The sequence below is a fragment of the Proteus columbae genome (genome assembly GCF_009914335.1).
Taxonomy (GTDB): domain Bacteria; phylum Pseudomonadota; class Gammaproteobacteria; order Enterobacterales; family Enterobacteriaceae; genus Proteus.
Genome location: NZ_CP043925.1, coordinates 161,193 through 179,795 on the forward strand (window position 1 = coordinate 161,193; position 18,603 = coordinate 179,795).

Annotated in this window: 11 protein-coding genes, 3 tRNA genes and 3 rRNA genes; 14 read left to right on the plus strand and 3 right to left on the minus strand. The window is 43.3% G+C overall.

Annotated features, from left to right (window positions below; all coding sequences use genetic code 11):
* The first annotated feature begins 325 nt into the window (after positions 1-325).
* The 6 genes from F1325_RS00830 to F1325_RS00855 all read left to right on the plus strand — a co-directional run bounded on the left by F1325_RS00830 (position 326) and on the right by F1325_RS00855 (position 5,743).
* Positions 326-1,868, plus strand: a 16S ribosomal RNA gene (locus tag F1325_RS00830).
* 84 nt (positions 1,869-1,952) lie between these two features.
* Positions 1,953-2,028 (plus strand) — tRNA-Glu (locus tag F1325_RS00835).
* A 368-nt stretch (positions 2,029-2,396) separates the two neighbouring features.
* Positions 2,397-5,300 (plus strand): 23S ribosomal RNA (locus tag F1325_RS00840).
* A gap of 117 nt (positions 5,301-5,417) precedes the next feature.
* Positions 5,418-5,533: ribosomal RNA gene (gene rrf, locus F1325_RS00845) — 5S ribosomal RNA — on the plus strand.
* Together the 16S, 23S and 5S rRNA genes with 3 tRNA genes alongside form the textbook arrangement of a ribosomal RNA operon.
* A 50-nt stretch (positions 5,534-5,583) precedes the next feature.
* Positions 5,584-5,660 (plus strand) — tRNA-Asp (locus tag F1325_RS00850).
* Between the two features lie 7 nt (positions 5,661-5,667).
* A tRNA-Trp gene (locus tag F1325_RS00855) sits at positions 5,668-5,743 on the plus strand.
* A gap of 248 nt (positions 5,744-5,991) precedes the next feature.
* Here the strand turns inward: F1325_RS00855 and hdfR are convergent.
* Positions 5,992-6,813: an HTH-type transcriptional regulator HdfR gene (gene hdfR / locus F1325_RS00860; RefSeq protein ID WP_109372755.1), complete on the minus strand. Its 822-nt coding sequence runs from the start codon at positions 6,811-6,813 to the stop codon at positions 5,992-5,994.
* 115 nt (positions 6,814-6,928) lie between these two features.
* On the opposite strand from hdfR, the gene F1325_RS00865 reads away from it, so the two are divergent.
* Positions 6,929-7,267: a DUF413 domain-containing protein gene (locus F1325_RS00865; RefSeq protein WP_036939631.1), complete on the plus strand. Its 339-nt coding sequence runs from the start codon at positions 6,929-6,931 to the stop codon at positions 7,265-7,267.
* A gap of 45 nt (positions 7,268-7,312) precedes the next feature.
* On the opposite strand, the gene F1325_RS00870 is transcribed toward F1325_RS00865, so the two are convergent.
* Complete coding sequence (locus tag F1325_RS00870; protein WP_160229883.1) at positions 7,313-8,845, minus strand: YifB family Mg chelatase-like AAA ATPase; 1,533 nt, start codon at positions 8,843-8,845, stop codon at positions 7,313-7,315.
* Positions 8,846-9,296: 451 nt separating this feature from the next.
* Between F1325_RS00870 and ilvL the strand changes: the two genes are divergently transcribed.
* The 6 genes from ilvL to ilvA all read left to right on the plus strand — a co-directional run bounded on the left by ilvL (position 9,297) and on the right by ilvA (position 15,887).
* Positions 9,297-9,398: an ilv operon leader peptide gene (gene ilvL, locus F1325_RS00875; RefSeq protein ID WP_071788577.1), complete on the plus strand. Its 102-nt coding sequence runs from the start codon at positions 9,297-9,299 to the stop codon at positions 9,396-9,398.
* Between the two features lie 129 nt (positions 9,399-9,527).
* Positions 9,528-11,177 (plus strand): acetolactate synthase 2 catalytic subunit, encoded by a 1,650-nt coding sequence (ilvG, locus tag F1325_RS00880; protein WP_109372753.1) that lies wholly within the window; start codon positions 9,528-9,530, stop codon positions 11,175-11,177.
* Complete coding sequence (gene ilvM / locus F1325_RS00885; RefSeq protein WP_109372752.1) at positions 11,174-11,449, plus strand: acetolactate synthase 2 small subunit; 276 nt, start codon at positions 11,174-11,176, stop codon at positions 11,447-11,449. The genes ilvG and ilvM overlap by 4 nt, the downstream gene beginning before the upstream one ends.
* A 10-nt stretch (positions 11,450-11,459) precedes the next feature.
* Positions 11,460-12,386 (plus strand): branched-chain-amino-acid transaminase, encoded by a 927-nt coding sequence (ilvE, locus tag F1325_RS00890; RefSeq protein WP_069369927.1) that lies wholly within the window; start codon positions 11,460-11,462, stop codon positions 12,384-12,386.
* A 72-nt stretch (positions 12,387-12,458) separates the two neighbouring features.
* Entirely contained in the window at positions 12,459-14,309 is a 1,851-nt protein-coding gene (gene ilvD / locus F1325_RS00895) for a dihydroxy-acid dehydratase (protein WP_109372751.1), read from the plus strand.
* 3 nt (positions 14,310-14,312) lie between these two features.
* Positions 14,313-15,887 (plus strand): threonine ammonia-lyase, biosynthetic, encoded by a 1,575-nt coding sequence (ilvA, locus tag F1325_RS00900; protein WP_109372750.1) that lies wholly within the window; start codon positions 14,313-14,315, stop codon positions 15,885-15,887.
* Here the strand turns inward: ilvA and ilvY are convergent.
* The gene (gene ilvY, locus F1325_RS00905; protein ID WP_109372749.1) at positions 15,873-16,760 is read right to left on the minus strand and encodes an HTH-type transcriptional activator IlvY; all 888 of its coding nucleotides are present in this window, start codon (positions 16,758-16,760) and stop codon (positions 15,873-15,875) included. The genes ilvA and ilvY overlap by 15 nt on opposite strands.
* Positions 16,761-16,930: 170 nt before the next feature.
* On the opposite strand from ilvY, the gene ilvC reads away from it, so the two are divergent.
* Positions 16,931-18,406, plus strand: coding sequence for a ketol-acid reductoisomerase (gene ilvC / locus F1325_RS00910; RefSeq protein WP_109372748.1), 1,476 nt, complete (start codon positions 16,931-16,933; stop codon positions 18,404-18,406).
* Positions 18,407-18,603 lie beyond the last annotated feature (197 nt).

Genomic DNA, 18,603 nt, shown 5'->3' on the forward strand with positions numbered 1-18,603 from the left:
CTCCCTATAATGCGCATCCACTGACCGGCGATGAGCAAACAACAAGCCACGCAGGACGGTGAAGAGAAAAGAAAAAAGTTTGAAAAAACTCTTGACTCTTCAGAGGAATAACGTAATATACGCCTCCTCGCAACAGCGCAGAAGACCGGAAACGGCAGCGAATGTTGCACTGCTCTTTAACAAATTATCAGACAATCTGTGTGGGCACTCGCAGAGGCGATATCTTCTAAAATATTAGATGTATCAAGTCTTGAAGAGTGAACAACAAAAGTAAATTCATTTATGAATAGCTAAGTTTTCGATTTCTTTGAGCATCAAACACTTTTAATTGAAGAGTTTGATCATGGCTCAGATTGAACGCTGGCGGCAGGCCTAACACATGCAAGTCGAGCGGTAACAGGAGAAAGCTTGCTTTCTTGCTGACGAGCGGCGGACGGGTGAGTAATGTATGGGGATCTGCCCGATAGAGGGGGATAACTACTGGAAACGGTAGCTAATACCGCATGACGTCTATGGACCAAAGCAGGGGCTCTTCGGACCTTGCGCTATCGGATGAACCCATATGGGATTAGCTAGTAGGTGAGGTAATGGCTCACCTAGGCGACGATCTCTAGCTGGTCTGAGAGGATGATCAGCCACACTGGGACTGAGACACGGCCCAGACTCCTACGGGAGGCAGCAGTGGGGAATATTGCACAATGGGCGCAAGCCTGATGCAGCCATGCCGCGTGTATGAAGAAGGCCTTAGGGTTGTAAAGTACTTTCAGTTGGGAGGAAGGCGTTGATGCTAATATCATCAGCGATTGACGTTACCAACAGAAGAAGCACCGGCTAACTCCGTGCCAGCAGCCGCGGTAATACGGAGGGTGCAAGCGTTAATCGGAATTACTGGGCGTAAAGCGCACGCAGGCGGTTGATTAAGTTAGATGTGAAATCCCCGGGCTTAACCTGGGAATGGCATCTAAGACTGGTCAGCTAGAGTCTTGTAGAGGGGGGTAGAATTCCATGTGTAGCGGTGAAATGCGTAGAGATGTGGAGGAATACCGGTGGCGAAGGCGGCCCCCTGGACAAAGACTGACGCTCAGGTGCGAAAGCGTGGGGAGCAAACAGGATTAGATACCCTGGTAGTCCACGCTGTAAACGATGTCGATTTGGAGGTTGTTCCCTTGAGGAGTGGCTTCCGGAGCTAACGCGTTAAATCGACCGCCTGGGGAGTACGGCCGCAAGGTTAAAACTCAAATGAATTGACGGGGGCCCGCACAAGCGGTGGAGCATGTGGTTTAATTCGATGCAACGCGAAGAACCTTACCTACTCTTGACATCCAGCGAATCCTTTAGAGATAGAGGAGTGCCTTCGGGAACGCTGAGACAGGTGCTGCATGGCTGTCGTCAGCTCGTGTTGTGAAATGTTGGGTTAAGTCCCGCAACGAGCGCAACCCTTATCCTTTGTTGCCAGCGCGTGATGGCGGGAACTCAAAGGAGACTGCCGGTGATAAACCGGAGGAAGGTGGGGATGACGTCAAGTCATCATGGCCCTTACGAGTAGGGCTACACACGTGCTACAATGGCAGATACAAAGAGAAGCGACCTCGCGAGAGCAAGCGGAACTCATAAAGTCTGTCGTAGTCCGGATTGGAGTCTGCAACTCGACTCCATGAAGTCGGAATCGCTAGTAATCGTAGATCAGAATGCTACGGTGAATACGTTCCCGGGCCTTGTACACACCGCCCGTCACACCATGGGAGTGGGTTGCAAAAGAAGTAGGTAGCTTAACCTTCGGGAGGGCGCTTACCACTTTGTGATTCATGACTGGGGTGAAGTCGTAACAAGGTAACCGTAGGGGAACCTGCGGTTGGATCACCTCCTTACCTAAGAGATACGTGTTATGTGCAGTGCTCACACAGATTGTCTGATGAAGAACGAGCAAAAGCGCGTCTGCGAAGCTGACTGAAGTCCCCTTCGTCTAGAGGCCTAGGACACCGCCCTTTCACGGCGGTAACAGGGGTTCGAATCCCCTAGGGGACGCCAATTGCGCGGTATGAGTGAAAGGCGTACCACACTATAGTCTGATGAGAATCAGAGAATAGTTAAGATAATTCGCATGAGTTATTTTACCTATTATGCTCTTTAACAATCTGGAACAAGCTGAAAAATTGAAAACAAATCAATATATCACCGAGGTATATTGATGAGTCTCTCAAAATCTCAGACCTTGAATGTGTGATACTCCAAGGCGAGTGTCATGAGCGAGCAACAGCAATTCTAGGCGGACAGCGCGCAGTAAGCGCAGCATACATAAGTATGTGAGCATTACGAGCACTGCCCAACAACGAATTGATGCTTGTGTAGCCATGACCTTTAAAGTCGTCTTCGAGAGAAACACCTTCGGGTTGTGAGGTTAAGCGAATAAGCGTACACGGTGGATGCCTAGGCAATCAGAGGCGATGAAGGACGTGCTAATCTGCGATAAGCGTCGGTAAGGTGATATGAACCGTTATACCCGACGATTTCCGAATGGGGAAACCCAATATCCAATGGATATTATCATTAACTGAATACATAGGTTAATGAAGCGAACCGGGAGAACTGAAACATCTCAGTACCCCGAGGAAAAGAAATCAACCGAGATTCCCCTAGTAGCGGCGAGCGAACGGGGAACAGCCCAGAGTCTTAATCAATAGCAGCATCAGGAGAACGGTCTGGAAAGTCCGGCAGTAAAGGGTGATAGCCCCGTATCTGAAGATGCTGTTATTGTGAACTCGACGAGTAGGGCGGGACACGTGTTATCCTGTCTGAATATGGGGGGACCATCCTCCAAGGCTAAATACTCCTGATTGACCGATAGTGAACCAGTACCGTGAGGGAAAGGCGAAAAGAACCCCGGCGAGGGGAGTGAAAAAGAACCTGAAACCGTGTACGTACAAGCAGTAGGAGCCTCTTCGTGAGGTGACTGCGTACCTTTTGTATAATGGGTCAGCGACTTATATTCTGTAGCAAGGTTAACCGAATAGGGGAGCCGTAGGGAAACCGAGTCTTAACTGGGCGAATGAGTTGCAGGGTATAGACCCGAAACCCGGTGATCTATCCATGGGCAGGTTGAAGGTTGGGTAACACTAACTGGAGGACCGAACCGACTAATGTTGAAAAATTAGCGGATGACTTGTGGATGGGGGTGAAAGGCCAATCAAACCGGGAGATAGCTGGTTCTCCCCGAAAGCTATTTAGGTAGCGCCTCGTGAACTCATCTTCGGGGGTAGAGCACTGTTTCGACTAGGGGGTCATCCCGACTTACCAACTCGATGCAAACTACGAATACCGAAGAATGTTATCACGGGAGACACACGGCGGGTGCTAACGTTCGTCGTGAAGAGGGAAACAACCCAGACCGCCAGCTAAGGTCCCAAAGTCATAGTTAAGTGGGAAACGAAGTGGGAAGGCTCAGACAGCCAGGATGTTGGCTTAGAAGCAGCCATCATTTAAAGAAAGCGTAATAGCTCACTGGTCGAGTCGGCCTGCGCGGAAGATGTAACGGGGCTAAACTATGCACCGAAGCTGCGGCAGCGATATGTAAATATTGTTGGGTAGGGGAGCGTTCTGTAAGCCTGTGAAGGTGTGCTGTGAGGCATGCTGGAGGTATCAGAAGTGCGAATGCTGACATAAGTAACGATAATGCGGGTGAAAAACCCGCACGCCGGAAGACCAAGGGTTCCTGTCCAACGTTAATCGGGGCAGGGTGAGTCGACCCCTAAGGCGAGGCTGAAAAGCGTAGTCGATGGGAAACGGGTTAATATTCCCGTACTGGTGGTAACTGCGATGGGGGAACGGAGAAGGCTAGGTTGTCCGGGCGACGGTCGTCCCGGTTCAAGCATGTAGGCAGAGTGATTAGGCAAATCCGGTCACTTAATGCTGAGGTGTGATGACGAGCCACTAAGGTGGTGAAGCAATTGATGCCCTGCTTCCAGGAAAAGCCTCTAAGCTTCAGGTTACCAACAATCGTACCCCAAACCGACACAGGTGGTCAGGTAGAGAATACTCAGGCGCTTGAGAGAACTCGGGTGAAGGAACTAGGCAAAATGGTGCCGTAACTTCGGGAGAAGGCACGCTGGCGGTAAGTGAAGTCCCTTGCGGACGGAGCCGAAGCCAGTCGAAGATACCAGCTGGCTGCAACTGTTTATTAAAAACACAGCACTGTGCAAACACGAAAGTGGACGTATACGGTGTGACGCCTGCCCGGTGCTGGAAGGTTAATTGATGGGGTTATCCGTAAGGAGAAGCTCTTGATCGAAGCCCCAGTAAACGGCGGCCGTAACTATAACGGTCCTAAGGTAGCGAAATTCCTTGTCGGGTAAGTTCCGACCTGCACGAATGGCGTAATGATGGCCAGGCTGTCTCCACCCGAGACTCAGTGAAATTGAACTCGCTGTGAAGATGCAGTGTACCCGCGGCAAGACGGAAAGACCCCGTGAACCTTTACTATAGCTTGACACTGAACATTGAGCCTTGATGTGTAGGATAGGTGGGAGACTTAGAAGTGTGGACGCCAGTCTGCATGGAGTCAACCTTGAAATACCACCCTTTAACGTTTGATGTTCTAACCTAGGCCCATAATCTGGGTCGGGGACCGTGTCTGGTGGGTAGTTTGACTGGGGCGGTCTCCTCCTAAAGAGTAACGGAGGAGCACGAAGGTTGGCTAAGCATGGTCGGACATCATGCGGTTAGTGCAAAGGCATAAGCCAGCTTGACTGTGAGAGTGACGGCTCGAGCAGGTACGAAAGTAGGTCTTAGTGATCCGGTGGTTCTGAATGGAAGGGCCATCGCTCAACGGATAAAAGGTACTCCGGGGATAACAGGCTGATACCGCCCAAGAGTTCATATCGACGGCGGTGTTTGGCACCTCGATGTCGGCTCATCACATCCTGGGGCTGAAGTAGGTCCCAAGGGTATGGCTGTTCGCCATTTAAAGTGGTACGCGAGCTGGGTTTAGAACGTCGTGAGACAGTTCGGTCCCTATCTGCCGTGGGCGTTGGAAGATTGAGAGGGGTTGCTCCTAGTACGAGAGGACCGGAGTGAACGCACCACTGGTGTTCGGGTTGTCATGCCAATGGCATTGCCCGGTAGCTAAGTGCGGAAGAGATAACCGCTGAAAGCATCTAAGCGGGAAACTTGCCTCGAGATGAGTCTTCCCTGTCACCTAGAGTGACCTAAAGGAACGTTTAAGACTAAGACGTTGATAGGCTGGGTGTGTAAGCGTAGCGATACGTTGAGCTAACCAGTACTAATGAACCGTGAGGCTTAACCTGACAACACCGAAGGTGTTTTGTCTGAGAGACGAACATCGATGAAGTAAGCTTGTTTAAGATTGAGATTGCTGGTTACTGAGAAAGAAACAACAGTAACGGGTAATGATACCGAATTTGCTTGGCGGCCATAGCGCAGCGGACCCACCTGAATCCATGCCGAACTCAGAAGTGAAACGTTGTAGCGCCGATGGTAGTGTGGGGTCTCCCCATGTGAGAGTAGGGAACTGCCAGGCATTAATTAAAGCGTTAGTGTTAAATAACATTAATCGCGCAAAGAATACGCGGAGCGGTAGTTCAGTTGGTTAGAATACCTGCCTGTCACGCAGGGGGTCGCGGGTTCGAGTCCCGTCCGTTCCGCCAACTATTTAGGGGCGTAGTTCAATTGGTAGAGCACCGGTCTCCAAAACCGGGTGTTGGGAGTTCGAGCCTCTCCGCCCCTGCCAGTTACCAATTAAGTAATAACAAAATTTATACTTCTTTGTAGCCCAGTTAATTAACTGGGCTTTTTGTTATCTGTATATTTTCAATATTTACTGCACTAAATTCCCACCGACTAGCCTACCAATGAGCCTCTTTTACCAATATCTATCAGTAATATTCCCTGTTATATGTAATAAAAATTCTAGAGATGAAGCTTAAACCCAAGAGTGATTCGTTAATATCATGAATAACTATAGCGTGGATTTAAGCTTTATTGATGATTTATCGGCTGTTTTAATAGCTGTTGTATCAATACTTGTTGATCACTCGTATTTAGCCAAACCGCGAATAAAGGTTTTTGAATAATTTCTGTTGAGGCAGGGGCTAGATCTGAATAGAGATCTAGCCAATGCGTAGGTAAAAATGCAACTGCTTGCGTTGTTTTCATTAACTGATAAGCGATCATTGCAGAGTTAGTGGTTAAAATAGGATCAATTTTTTGCACTGCACCATTAGAAAGAAAAGGCTGAAAATCAGCACTCCATTCAATTTTGATAAATTGTGCTATTTCTTCGTTTTTATTTGATGCTATTTTCATCAACTGAAAAGTAATATCGCCAATAATTTTACTTTCTAATTCATCCATTTTTGGTGCTTCAGTCGTAAAAAGAAGATCGAGCTCTCTTGCATGAAGTTGTTTTACAAGAGATTGCCTTGTAGAGACTCTAGATTCGATTCTGAGCTCTTCTCTTTCTAGATAAGATTCCTGCAACCAAGATGTCAGATATGCTTCCCAGAGTGATGCTGTGGCGCCAATTGATAGCTCTGAATGTTGAGAAGCATGGCTAATCTCTTTTTTAGCGAGAAGCCATGTATTCATTAACGATTCAGCATAAGGGATCAGCCTTTCACCAGCGACAGTTAGACGAATATTATTACGATGGCGAGTAAATAGATTTGTGCCTAATTGTGTTTCCAGTTGTCGTATTCTAAAACTAACCGCAGACTGAGTTAAATAAAGAGATTCAGCGGCTCGCCCAAAGTGTCTAGTCTTACTGACTTCCAAAAAGGTTTTCAGTAATTCGGTATCCACATATATCTCCAAAAAAATTTGTCGTTACGATTTAAATATTTTGTTTTACAGAACCGCATGACTATCTAATACTCCGCGCCATAAGTATGATGATAGAGAATTAGGAGTGTGTCAGATGGCAGAAAGTTTTATCACGACTAATCGTTTTTTTGACAATAAACATTATCCGCGTGGTTTTTCTCGTCATGGCGATTTCACTATCAAGGAATCCCAGATATTGGAACGTCATGGTCAAGCCTTTAACGAGCTTGATTTAGGTAAACGAGAGCCTACAACTGAAGCGGAAAAATTATTTGTTGCCATGTGTCGTGGCGAACGAGAAGCAGCAACGGTTGAAGAAAAAATTTGGAAGAAATATACGAGTCGTATAAGTCGTCCAAAACGTTTTCATACATTATCGGGTGGAAAGCCGCAGCTCGATCCATCTGATGACTATACCGACTCTGATGATTAATATCATTAGTTTTAGTCAAAAGGAGCGTTTTTTCGCTCCTTTTTATTACCCATCTAGTTGTTTTTGTAAATAGATCATTAATCTATCCATTGCACGAAAGCTTAATGCTTCAATTAAATGATTTCGCTGTATTTTCTCTTCATTTGCAAGATCTGCAATAGTCCTCGATACTCTTAAAATTTTATGCCAAGCTCGTATCGATAATCCTAATTTATTAAGTGTATCTTCAAGAAAAGTTGCATCACTGGTATTCAATGAGCAATAGCATTCGATCTCTTTTCCAGTTAAATAAGTATTCACTTTTCCACATCGTGCAAATTGTCTTTCTCTTGCCTTTAGAACACGTTCTCTAATTGTCGTACTATTTTCTGTGGTAAATGTAGGATGAATAAGCGCGCCTTGGGGAAGAAGTGGCATTTCGACAGATAAATCAAACCTATCTAAAAAAGGTCCAGAAACCTTGCTTAAATAGCGTAGGATTTGCTTTATTGGTACTCGATTGTGATTACCTTGATAATGTCCTGTTGGGCTTGGATTTAATGCACCGACCAATAATACATTGGCAGGGTAGCTTATTTTGGCTTTTGCGCGTGAAATAGTAATTTCCCTAGCATCTAGAGGTTCACGTAATGCATCGAGTACTCGGCGCTCGAATTCTGGTAATTCATCTAAAAATAAAATACCGTGATGTGCTAATGTAATTTCTCCAGGTTTAGGAAGAGAGCCTCCTCCCGTTAAAGCAACAGCAGAGGAAGTATGATGTGGAGCTCTAAATGGTCTTGTAGGCCACTTTTTTTCATCAAATGTCACTCCTCTTAAGCTACTAATGATTAATACATCAAGTGCTTCTTTAGCAGTTAAAGGCGGAAGAAGCGTACTTATTCTTTGTGCTAACATTGTTTTGCCTGTTCCTGGTGGCCCAAGAAATAAAATGTTGTGATTTCCTGCGGCTGTGATTTCCGCTGCCCTTTTTGCATTATTTTGACCAATTATATCGCTCATATCTTTATTATTTTGATTTTCAATTTCATCATTAATAATAAAACTTTCTGTTTCAATTAATGGCGTATTATTTTCTAGATGATGACAAATCTCTAAAAGATGAGAGGCTAATAAAGCCGATTTATTGGGTAATAATGAAACTTCAGTTTGATGTTCTGTTGATACAATACATATTCGATGATCTTTTGATGCACTAAGAATTGATGGAATAACTGCATTAACTCGTTGTAATTTTCCAGAAAGTGCAAGTTCTCCAATAAATTCATAACACTCTAATTTATTTGATATTAATTGTTCTGATGCAATGAGTATTGCTAGTGCAATAGGTAAATCATAACGGGCACCTTCTTTAGGTAAATCGGCAGGTGAAAGATTAATCGTTATTCTTTTTGCAGGATAAGTATATCCGCTATTAATTAATGCACTCCTTACTCTATCTTTTGCTTCTTTTACGACAGTTTCAGGTAATCCAACTAATGTTAATCCAGGTAATCCCTGACTAATATGAGCCTCGATAGTAATAAGCGGAGCTGATATTCCTAAAGAGGCACGCGTATATATTATTGCTAATGCCATTTTTTATTCTCCATTATTTTTTTCTTTTTAAATTATTTTTTCTTTTGTGTTAAATGAAGAGTTAAATAAATGCGAGATATTTCGAAAATAATATAACATTTTGAAATATAATGATTAATTTTTTAAATGATTAATTTAATAAATTAATATAAATATAATGAAAAGTATCATTGTTTTTTAACTTGGAATAATAAAATGCAATAGCAGAAAAAACAAAATAACGCGTTCTTTCTTGGTATTAATAACTGAAAAATAAATATTTTATAGATGAATGTTCTAATTGGTGTTTGTGGTATAAAAAAACATATAAAATTCATCATGTTATAATTATTTTTAAAATAAACATTGTCAATTCTAAAATATCATGATAACTCTAAAAGGACAGAGTGAAAGAAAACACAACACAACATTACAAACATACATTTTAAATAAGAAAAGAAGTTATAAAACTATGAATACTATCGTCCTAGTGATTAGCCTAATTATTGTCAGCGTGGTGGTGATTATTAACCCACCGTGCGGGGCTGCACTAGGACGAAGAAAGGCTAACTAAACTAGCCGGATCTCTTAAAAACCCCCGCACCGAAAGGCGCGGGGGTTTTTTTTGAGCCTAAGTTTGAAAAAAGATTAAATAGAAAATAAATTCAAATTAAACAAGAAGTTAAGACGGCAGGGTGAAAGAATGAATGGAGCACAGTGGTTAGTACAGGCATTACGAAAACATCAAGTCGAAACAGTCTTTGGTTATCCTGGCGGTGCTATCATGCCTGTTTACGATGCCCTTTATGATGGTGGTGTTGAACATGTTTTATGTCGCCATGAACAAGGTGCTGCAATTGCTGCTATTGGTTTTGCTCGCTCTACGGGTACGACAGGTATTTGTATCGCGACATCAGGCCCAGGCGCTACTAATGTCATCACTGGACTTGCTGATGCATTGTTAGATTCTGTGCCTGTTGTTGCTATCACTGGGCAAGTTGCTTCCAATTTAATTGGTACTGATGCATTCCAAGAAATTGACGTTTTAGGTCTTTCATTGGCGTGTACGAAACATAGCTTTTTAGTTTCGACGGTTGATGAATTACCAAGAGTGTTATCAGAGGCATTCTCTATCGCATCTCAAGGTCGCCCTGGCCCTGTTTTAATTGATATTCCTAAAGATGTTCAATTGGCGGATGCTTCCCATTTATCAAACTATGAATTACCAGAAGAGCAAGAATTTTCTTATCCAACACAAGAGTTAACTCAAGCTAAGCAGATGTTAGCGAAGGCACAAAAACCGATTTTGTATGTAGGTGGTGGTGTTGCCATGAGCAATGCAGTGGAAACGTTAAGAGCATTTGTGAAGCAAACAGAAATGCCCGTTGTTTCCACTTTAAAAGGGTTAGGCTGTGCCGATGCATTAGATGCTAACTATTTAGGCATGTTAGGTATGCATGGCACTAAAGCGGCAAATTATGCTGTTCAGCGTAGTGATTTATTAATCGCTGTTGGTGCACGTTTTGATGATCGCGTTACTGGGCGATTAAATACTTTTGCACCTAATGCCAAGGTTATCCATATCGATATCGACTATGCAGAATTAAATAAATTGAAACAAGCGCATGTGGCGTTATTAGGTGATGCGAAAGTGTTGTTACCTGCTTTGTCTCAGCCATTATCTATCGCTGCTTGGCAACAAGAAGTACAAGAATTAAAAGCCGAACACGCGTGGCGTTACGATCATCCAGGCTCCGCAATTTATGCCCCATTATTATTAAAACAATTATCAGATGCGAAACCTGAAAATACGATTGTGACAACAGATGTAGGCCAACATCAAATGTGGTCGGCACAACATATGACATTTGATGCACCTGAAAACTTTATCACCTCAAGTGGTTTAGGCACCATGGGATTTGGTATCCCAGCAGCAGTGGGCGCTCAAATTGCTAGACCTGATGCATGTGTTATCTGTGTGTCTGGTGATGGCTCTTTTATGATGAATGTGCAGGAATTGGGCACAATTAAGCGTAAGCAATTACCTATCAAATTGGTGCTATTAGATAACCAACGTCTTGGTATGGTTCGTCAATGGCAAGAGTTGTTTTTTGAACAACGTTATAGCGAAACGATTTTAACAGATAATCCAGACTTTGTTGCCTTAGCAAAAGCTTTTGATATCCCTGGGCAACGCATCACAGAAAAAGCACAGGTTGCTGATGCAATAAAATGTTTATTAGAGAGCGATGGCCCTTACTTATTACAGGTATCTATCGATGATGCAGAAAATGTCTGGCCTTTAGTCCCGCCGGGCGCAAGTAATGATGAGATGATGGAGAAATCAAAATGAACCAACACAATATCACAATTGAAGCCCGTTTTTGTCCAGAGATCTTAGAACGTATCCTGAGAGTTATTCGTCATCGTGGTTTTCATATCTGCTCAATGAATATGAATATCACTGAAAGTAATAATATCAATTTAAGCCTGACAGTGAGTAGTCAGCGACCATTAGAACTTCTGTGCAGCCAGTTAAAAAAATTAGCTGATGTTGCAGGTATTCAAGTATCACATCAACAGAAAGAAAAATTACGATTCATGAATGCACTAAGTGCCATGTAAGGATAAAAGAATGACAAAGCAAGCTGATTATATTTGGTTTAACGGTGAAATGGTTCCTTGGGCTGAGGCAAAAGTTCATGTTATGTCTCATGCATTACATTATGGAACCTCTGTGTTTGAAGGTGTGCGTTGTTATGATTCTCATAAAGGACCTGTGGTCTTTCGCCATCGTGAACACATGCAACGTTTACATGATTCAGCAAAAATTTATCGTATGCCTGTTGAGCAAAGTGTTGATGAGTTAATGGAAGCCTGTCGTGAAACCTTACGTAAAAACAAATTAGTCAGTGCTTATATTCGCCCATTAGTTTTTATTGGTGATGTCGGTATGGGTGTTAATCCGCCAGCAGGTTATAAAACAGATGTGATCATTGCCGCATTTCCATGGGGAGCTTACCTCGGTGAAGAAGCGTTAGATAAAGGTATTGATGCAATGGTTTCTTCTTGGCATCGTGCTGCACCAAATACTATTCCAACAGCAGCAAAAGCGGGTGGCAACTATTTATCTTCACTATTAGTGGGAAGCGAAGCTCGCCGTCATGGTTATCAAGAAGGGATTGCATTAGATGTGCATGGTTATTTATCAGAAGGGGCAGGTGAAAACCTATTTGAAGTAAAAGACGGTGTTATTTTTACACCCCCATTTACTTCATCAGCACTACCGGGGATCACGCGTGATGCCATTATCAAATTAGCAAAAGATCTCGGTTATGAAGTGCGTGAACAAGTCCTTTCCCGTGAATCACTTTATCTTGCAGATGAAGTCTTTATGTCAGGTACAGCCGCAGAGATAACCCCAGTACGTAGTGTTGATGGTATTCAAGTCGGTATCGGACGTTGTGGCCCTGTGACCAAAGCAATTCAAAAGGCGTTCTTTGGTCTGTTCACAGGTGAGACAGAAGATAAATACGGCTGGTTAGATCCAATCAATTCATAAACATAATCAAATAAATTTGTTTAGCGGGTAGCTCGTTCCCTACTCGCTTTCTTTATCGCAGGAGTGTGAAAAATGCCTAAATACCGTTCAGCGACAACGACACACGGTCGTAATATGGCGGGAGCCCGTGCCTTATGGCGCGCAACGGGAATGACTGATGCTGATTTTGGTAAACCCATTATCGCTGTTGTGAACTCATTTACGCAATTTGTACCGGGTCATGTGCATCTGCGGGATTTAGGAAAACTGGTTGCTGAGCAAATTGAAGCTGCTGGTGGTGTCGCTAAAGAATTTAATACTATTGCTGTTGATGACGGTATCGCAATGGGGCACGGTGGCATGCTTTATTCTTTGCCATCGCGTGAACTTATCGCAGACTCTGTTGAATATATGGTTAATGCGCACTGTGCTGATGCGATGGTGTGTATCTCAAACTGCGACAAGATCACCCCAGGAATGTTAATGGCGTCTTTACGCTTAAATATTCCTGTTATTTTTGTTTCGGGTGGCCCTATGGAAGCAGGTAAAACGAAGCTTTCAGATCAACTGATCAAATTGGATCTGGTTGATGCCATGATCCAAGGGGCGAATCCAAATGTTAGCGATGCGGATAGTGAGCAAATTGAACGATCTGCTTGTCCGACTTGCGGATCGTGTTCAGGTATGTTTACCGCAAACTCCATGAACTGTTTAACCGAAGCTCTGGGATTATCTCAACCCGGAAATGGCTCATTATTAGCAACACACGCAGATCGTGAAACGCTGTTTATCAACGCAGGTAAGCGAATTGTTGAATTAACCAAGCGTTATTATGAAAAAGATGATGAGTCCGCATTACCGCGCAATATCGCTAAAAAAGAAGCCTTTGAAAATGCGATGATATTAGATATTGCAATGGGTGGCTCGACAAATACGGTTCTGCATTTATTAGCTGCTGCACAAGAAGGTGAGGTTGACTTCACCATGGAAGATATCGACAGACTTTCTCGCCAAGTCCCTCATTTATGTAAAGTGGCACCAAGTACACAAAAATATCATATGGAAGATGTTCACCGTGCAGGTGGAGTTATGGGTATTTTAGGTGAATTAGACAGAGCCGGATTACTTAACCGTAATGTGGATAATATCTTAGGGCTAAGCTTGCCAGAAACATTAGCGCAATATGACGTGATGTTAACGCAAGATGAGCAAGTAAAATCGATGTTCCAAGCAGGTCCTGCGGGTATTCGTACCACGAAGGCATTCTCTCAAAATTGCCGTTGGCCAACCTTAGATACCGATCGTGAAAACGGGTGTATCCGCAGTAAAGAACATGCTTATAGCCAAGATGGTGGATTGGCCGTGTTATCAGGTAACTTAGCAGAAGATGGCTGTATTGTTAAAACTGCGGGTGTTGATGAAGATAACTTGATTTTTAGCGGTCCTGCAAAAGTATATGAAAGCCAAGATGATGCTGTTGAGGCCATCTTAGGTGGAAAAGTAGTGGCAGGCGATGTGGTCATTATTCGCTATGAAGGTCCTAAAGGTGGGCCAGGTATGCAAGAGATGCTGTATCCAACCTCATATTTAAAATCAATGGGATTAGGTAAAGCTTGCGCACTTATCACTGACGGACGTTTCTCTGGGGGAACATCTGGCTTATCTATCGGTCATGTTTCACCTGAAGCAGCAAGTGGTGGTGTAATTGGTTTAGTAGAAGAAGGTGATATTGTCTCTATCAATATTCCAACTCGTGAGATCTCATTAAAGGTAGATGATAAAACGTTATCTGCACGTCGTGATGCACAAAATGCTCGTGGTGATAAAGCGTGGACACCACAAGATAGACAGCGCCAAGTCTCTTTTGCTTTACGTGCTTATGCCTCTTTAGCAACCAGTGCTGATAAAGGTGCTGTGCGCGATAAATCTAAATTAGGGGGCTAAGAAATGGCTGCCTTTAGACCTTTAAATTCAGCGCCAAGTAGCGCTGAATATTTAAAAGCGACGCTGAGCGCACCTGTTTATGAAGCGGCAATTGTCACGCCACTTCAAGAGATGACAAAAATCTCTGAACGCTTAGAAAATACGATTTTAGTTAAGCGTGAAGATAGACAACCTGTTCATAGTTTTAAATTACGTGGTGCTTACACCATGATTGCAGGGTTGACTCCTGAACAAAAAGCGAAAGGCGTTGTAACTGCTTCGGCGGGTAACCACGCTCAAGGCGTTGCGTTGTCAGCGAATCGAATGGGTGTAAAGGCATTAATCGTGATGCCAGTGGCAACAGCGGATATCAAAGTCGATGCGGTTCGCCAATTTGGTGGAGAAGCATTGCTTTATGGTGCCAACTTTGATGAAGCAAAAGCGAAAGCTATCGCACTATCTGAAGAGATGGGATACACCTTTGTTCCGCCTTTTGATCACCCCGCTGTGATTGCAGGGCAGGCAACATTAGCAATGGAATTATTGCAACAAGATGTTCATCTTGATCGTATTTTCGTACCTGTAGGTGGTGGAGGTTTAATTGCTGGAGTGGCTGTATTAATCAAACAGCTTATGCCAGAAATTAAAATTATCGGCGTTGAAGCAGAAGATGCAGCATGTTTAAAAGCAGCATTAAAGGCAGGACACCCTGTTGAATTAGCTCGCGTAGGCTTATTTGCAGAAGGTGTTGCCGTTAAGCGTATTGGTGATGAAACTTTTCGTTTATGCCAGAAGTATGTCGATGATGTGATTACTGTTGATAGTGATGAAATTTGCGCTGCTGTAAAAGATTTATTTGAAGATGTGCGTGCGATTGCAGAGCCTTCGGGCGCATTGGCATTAGCAGGGCTTAAAAAATACGTAGAAGAGCACCAGATCAAAGGAGAGCGTCTAGCGCATGTACTTTCTGGTGCAAATGTGAATTTTCATGGCTTACGTTATGTTTCTGAACGCTGTGAACTAGGCGAAAAACGTGAAGCGCTATTCGCTGTGACTATTCCTGAGCAAAAAGGCAGTTTTTTACGTTTTTGCCAAATCCTAGGTCAACGTGTGGTCACTGAATTTAATTATCGTTATAGCGATGCTGATCCTGAAAATGCACGTATTTTCGTGGGCGTACGTTTAAGTCAAGGGCTGCAAGAGCGTAAAGAAATTTTACGTGAGCTGACGGTTGCAGGTTATCAAGTCGCTGATTTATCTGATGATGAAATGGCAAAACTGCATGTGCGTTATATGGTCGGTGGTCGTCCTAATAAGCCGCTTAAAGAGCGTCTATTTAGTTTCGAGTTTCCAGAATCATCGGGTGCTTTAATGAAGTTTTTAAAAACGTTAGGCACTTATTGGAATATCACACTATTCCATTATCGCAGTCATGGTACTGATTATGGTCGAGTGCTGGTGGCATTTGAATTGCCCGAAACAGAAGGGCGTTTCGAGCGACATTTAGATGCATTAGGCTATGAATATCATGATGAGACAGGAAATCCTTCTTTTCAGCTATTTCTGTCACCACAAACGACAAGCTTAGTCGTGGAGTAATCGCCAAAAAGCACTGATCACAGGCTCTTGAAGGCGTTTGTGTGATCCGCAAACGCCTAATTCGAAAGGTTCTACCATTGAAATATTATCCAATAAAGAGATGCGATTACGCACAGGCTCGGGACAATTATCAACGACGACCTGTGGAATAAGCGCGATACCACAACCTAACGCAACCATTGAGACAATCGCTTCATGCCCTGAAACAGTCGCATAAATTAAGGGATTATGGATACGATGGCGTTTAAACCATAATGCAATTCGTTGTCGAGATGGGCCATGTTCAGGAATGATAAATGGAATATTGAGCCAATCGGGTTTCTCTTGTGTTGCAAGATGACGAACATTACAAGGCAGAGCGGGCGCAATCAGTACTAATGGAATTTCGCCTATTTTTTCAAAGCAGATATTTTCAGGAAGCTTTTCAGGTTTTCCTGCAATACCTAAATCGGCCTCATCAGATTGCACTTTATCGACTGCATCAGCTGCATCTCCTGTGGTGAGTTTTATTTCAACTAATGGGTGTTCAGCACGAAAGCGATCAAGAATAGGGGGTAAATGGCTGTAAGCCGCTGTTACAGAACAAAATAGGCGTAATTCGCCAGAAAGGCTTGGGCTATTTTGATTTAATGTGTGCTTAAGTTGCTTATATTGCAATAAGGTTTGTTGAGCATAGCGTTTTAACTGCTCGCCAGCATCGGTGAGAGTCACTTGTCTGTTATCACGTAAAAACAGAGGATGACCTAAGCTTTCTTCAAGGCGTTGAATTTGACGAGAGAGCGTTGAAGGGCTGACGTGCATTGCCTGCGCTGTCTTGGTGAAGTGGCAACTTTCAGCTAAATGCAGGAAGAGTTTGAGATCACGAATATCCATTGTCAGCCACCCATTGTGATAAAAAAGTACGTTGCATTTTTTGCAACACTATCTTGTAAATATATCAATTTAAGCAATGGCTTTCATCCCATATAGTAAAGTCATGCAACACCTCACTGAGAGTGAGGATAATAACAGCAAACACATACACAACGATTTTGGAGTCTTCTATGGCAAATTATTTTAATACATTGAATCTGCGTCAGCAGTTGTCGCAATTAGGTAAATGTCGCTTTATGTCACGCGAAGAATTTGCTGATGAAGCAAATTACCTGAAAGGCAAAAAAGTCGTTATCGTTGGTTGTGGCGCTCAAGGTCTTAACCAAGGTTTAAATATGCGTGATTCAGGTTTGAATATTGCGTATGCCTTACGCCAAGAAGCGATTGATGAGAAACGTGCATCATGGCGTCGCGCGACCGAAAACGGCTTTGAAGTTGGCACCTATGAAGCGTTGATCCCTCAGGCAGATTTAGTGGTTAACTTAACGCCAGACAAACAGCACTCTGCTGTTGTTCAAGCTGTTCAACCACTGATGAAATCAGGTGCAGCATTAGGCTATTCTCATGGTTTTAATATCGTTGAAGTTGGCGAAAAAATTCGTGATGACATCACTGTTGTGATGGTTGCACCAAAATGCCCAGGTACAGAAGTTCGCGAAGAATATAAGCGTGGTTTTGGTGTTCCAACACTGATTGCTGTTCACCCTGAAAATGATGCGAAAGGCGAAGGAATGGCTATTGCTAAAGCATGGGCAGCGGCAACAGGTGGTCATCGCGCTGGTGTTTTAGAATCTTCTTTCGTTGCTGAAGTAAAATCTGACTTAATGGGTGAGCAAACCATTCTGTGCGGTATGTTACAAGCAGGCTCATTGTTATGTTATGACAAAATGGTTGCCGATGGTGTTGAACCAGGCTATGCAGGTAAGTTGATTCAGTTTGGTTGGGAAACCATTACAGAAGCACTGAAACAAGGTGGTATCACCTTAATGATGGACAGATTATCTAACCCTGCGAAAATGCGTGCATATGCATTATCCGAGCAACTGAAAGAGATCATGGCTCCACTGTTTGCGAAACATATGGATGATATCATTTCAGGTAAATTCTCTGAAACTATGATGGCAGATTGGGCAAATGATGATAAAAATTTGCTGACATGGCGTGAAGAGACTGGAGCAAGCGCATTTGAAAATTACCCTGAATATGAGGGTAAAATCAGTGAGCAAGAGTACTTTGATCACGGTGTATTAATGGTTGCAATGGTTAAAGCTGGAGTTGAATTAGCGTTTGATACCATGATTGAAGCAGGGATCTTTGCAGAGTCAGCTTATTATGAATCACTGCATGAGTTACCATTAATCGCTAATACCATCGCTCGTAAGCGTTTGTATGAAATGAATGTGGTTATCTCTGATACTGCAGAATATGGCAACTATCTGTTCTCATTTGCGGTTGTGCCGATGTTGAAAGAGTTTATGACAACATTGCAAAGTGGCGATTTAGCGAAGAAAGTTCAAGATAATGGAACAGATAATGCGCAATTGCGTGATATCAATGAAGCAATTCGTCAGCACCCAATTGAAGCCGTAGGTAAAACCTTGCGCGGGTATATGACGGATATGAAGAAGATTGCTGTCGGTAACTAATTTTCCGATTTTTCATCGCTCTTTACGTGATAATTGCGTTGGCTATGCTCGGTTACTTAAGTCACATACTTATTTTTTCGTCGCCCTTTACGCGATAAGTGCGTTGGCTACACTCGGTTACCCAAGCCACATACTAATGTGTGCTCCTTGGGATAACCTCCTTTGCCGCCTTCTTCTCTCGCAAATAGCTTAGAAAA

Excerpts from the sequence above, each read along its gene's own strand:
- F1325_RS00865 (WP_036939631.1), top strand. The coding sequence starts at position 6,929 with ATGGCAGAAAGTTTTATCACGACTAATCGTTTTTTTGACAATAAACAT.
- F1325_RS00870 (WP_160229883.1), bottom strand. The coding sequence starts at position 8,845 with ATGGCATTAGCAATAATATATACGCGTGCCTCTTTAGGAATATCAGCT.
- ilvL (WP_071788577.1), top strand. The coding sequence starts at position 9,297 with ATGAATACTATCGTCCTAGTGATTAGCCTAATTATTGTCAGCGTGGTG.
- ilvG (WP_109372753.1), top strand. The coding sequence starts at position 9,528 with ATGAATGGAGCACAGTGGTTAGTACAGGCATTACGAAAACATCAAGTC.
- ilvM (WP_109372752.1), top strand. The coding sequence starts at position 11,174 with ATGAACCAACACAATATCACAATTGAAGCCCGTTTTTGTCCAGAGATC.
- ilvE (WP_069369927.1), top strand. The coding sequence starts at position 11,460 with ATGACAAAGCAAGCTGATTATATTTGGTTTAACGGTGAAATGGTTCCT.
- ilvD (WP_109372751.1), top strand. The coding sequence starts at position 12,459 with ATGCCTAAATACCGTTCAGCGACAACGACACACGGTCGTAATATGGCG.
- ilvA (WP_109372750.1), top strand. The coding sequence starts at position 14,313 with ATGGCTGCCTTTAGACCTTTAAATTCAGCGCCAAGTAGCGCTGAATAT.
- ilvY (WP_109372749.1), bottom strand. The coding sequence starts at position 16,760 with ATGGATATTCGTGATCTCAAACTCTTCCTGCATTTAGCTGAAAGTTGC.
- ilvC (WP_109372748.1), top strand. The coding sequence starts at position 16,931 with ATGGCAAATTATTTTAATACATTGAATCTGCGTCAGCAGTTGTCGCAA.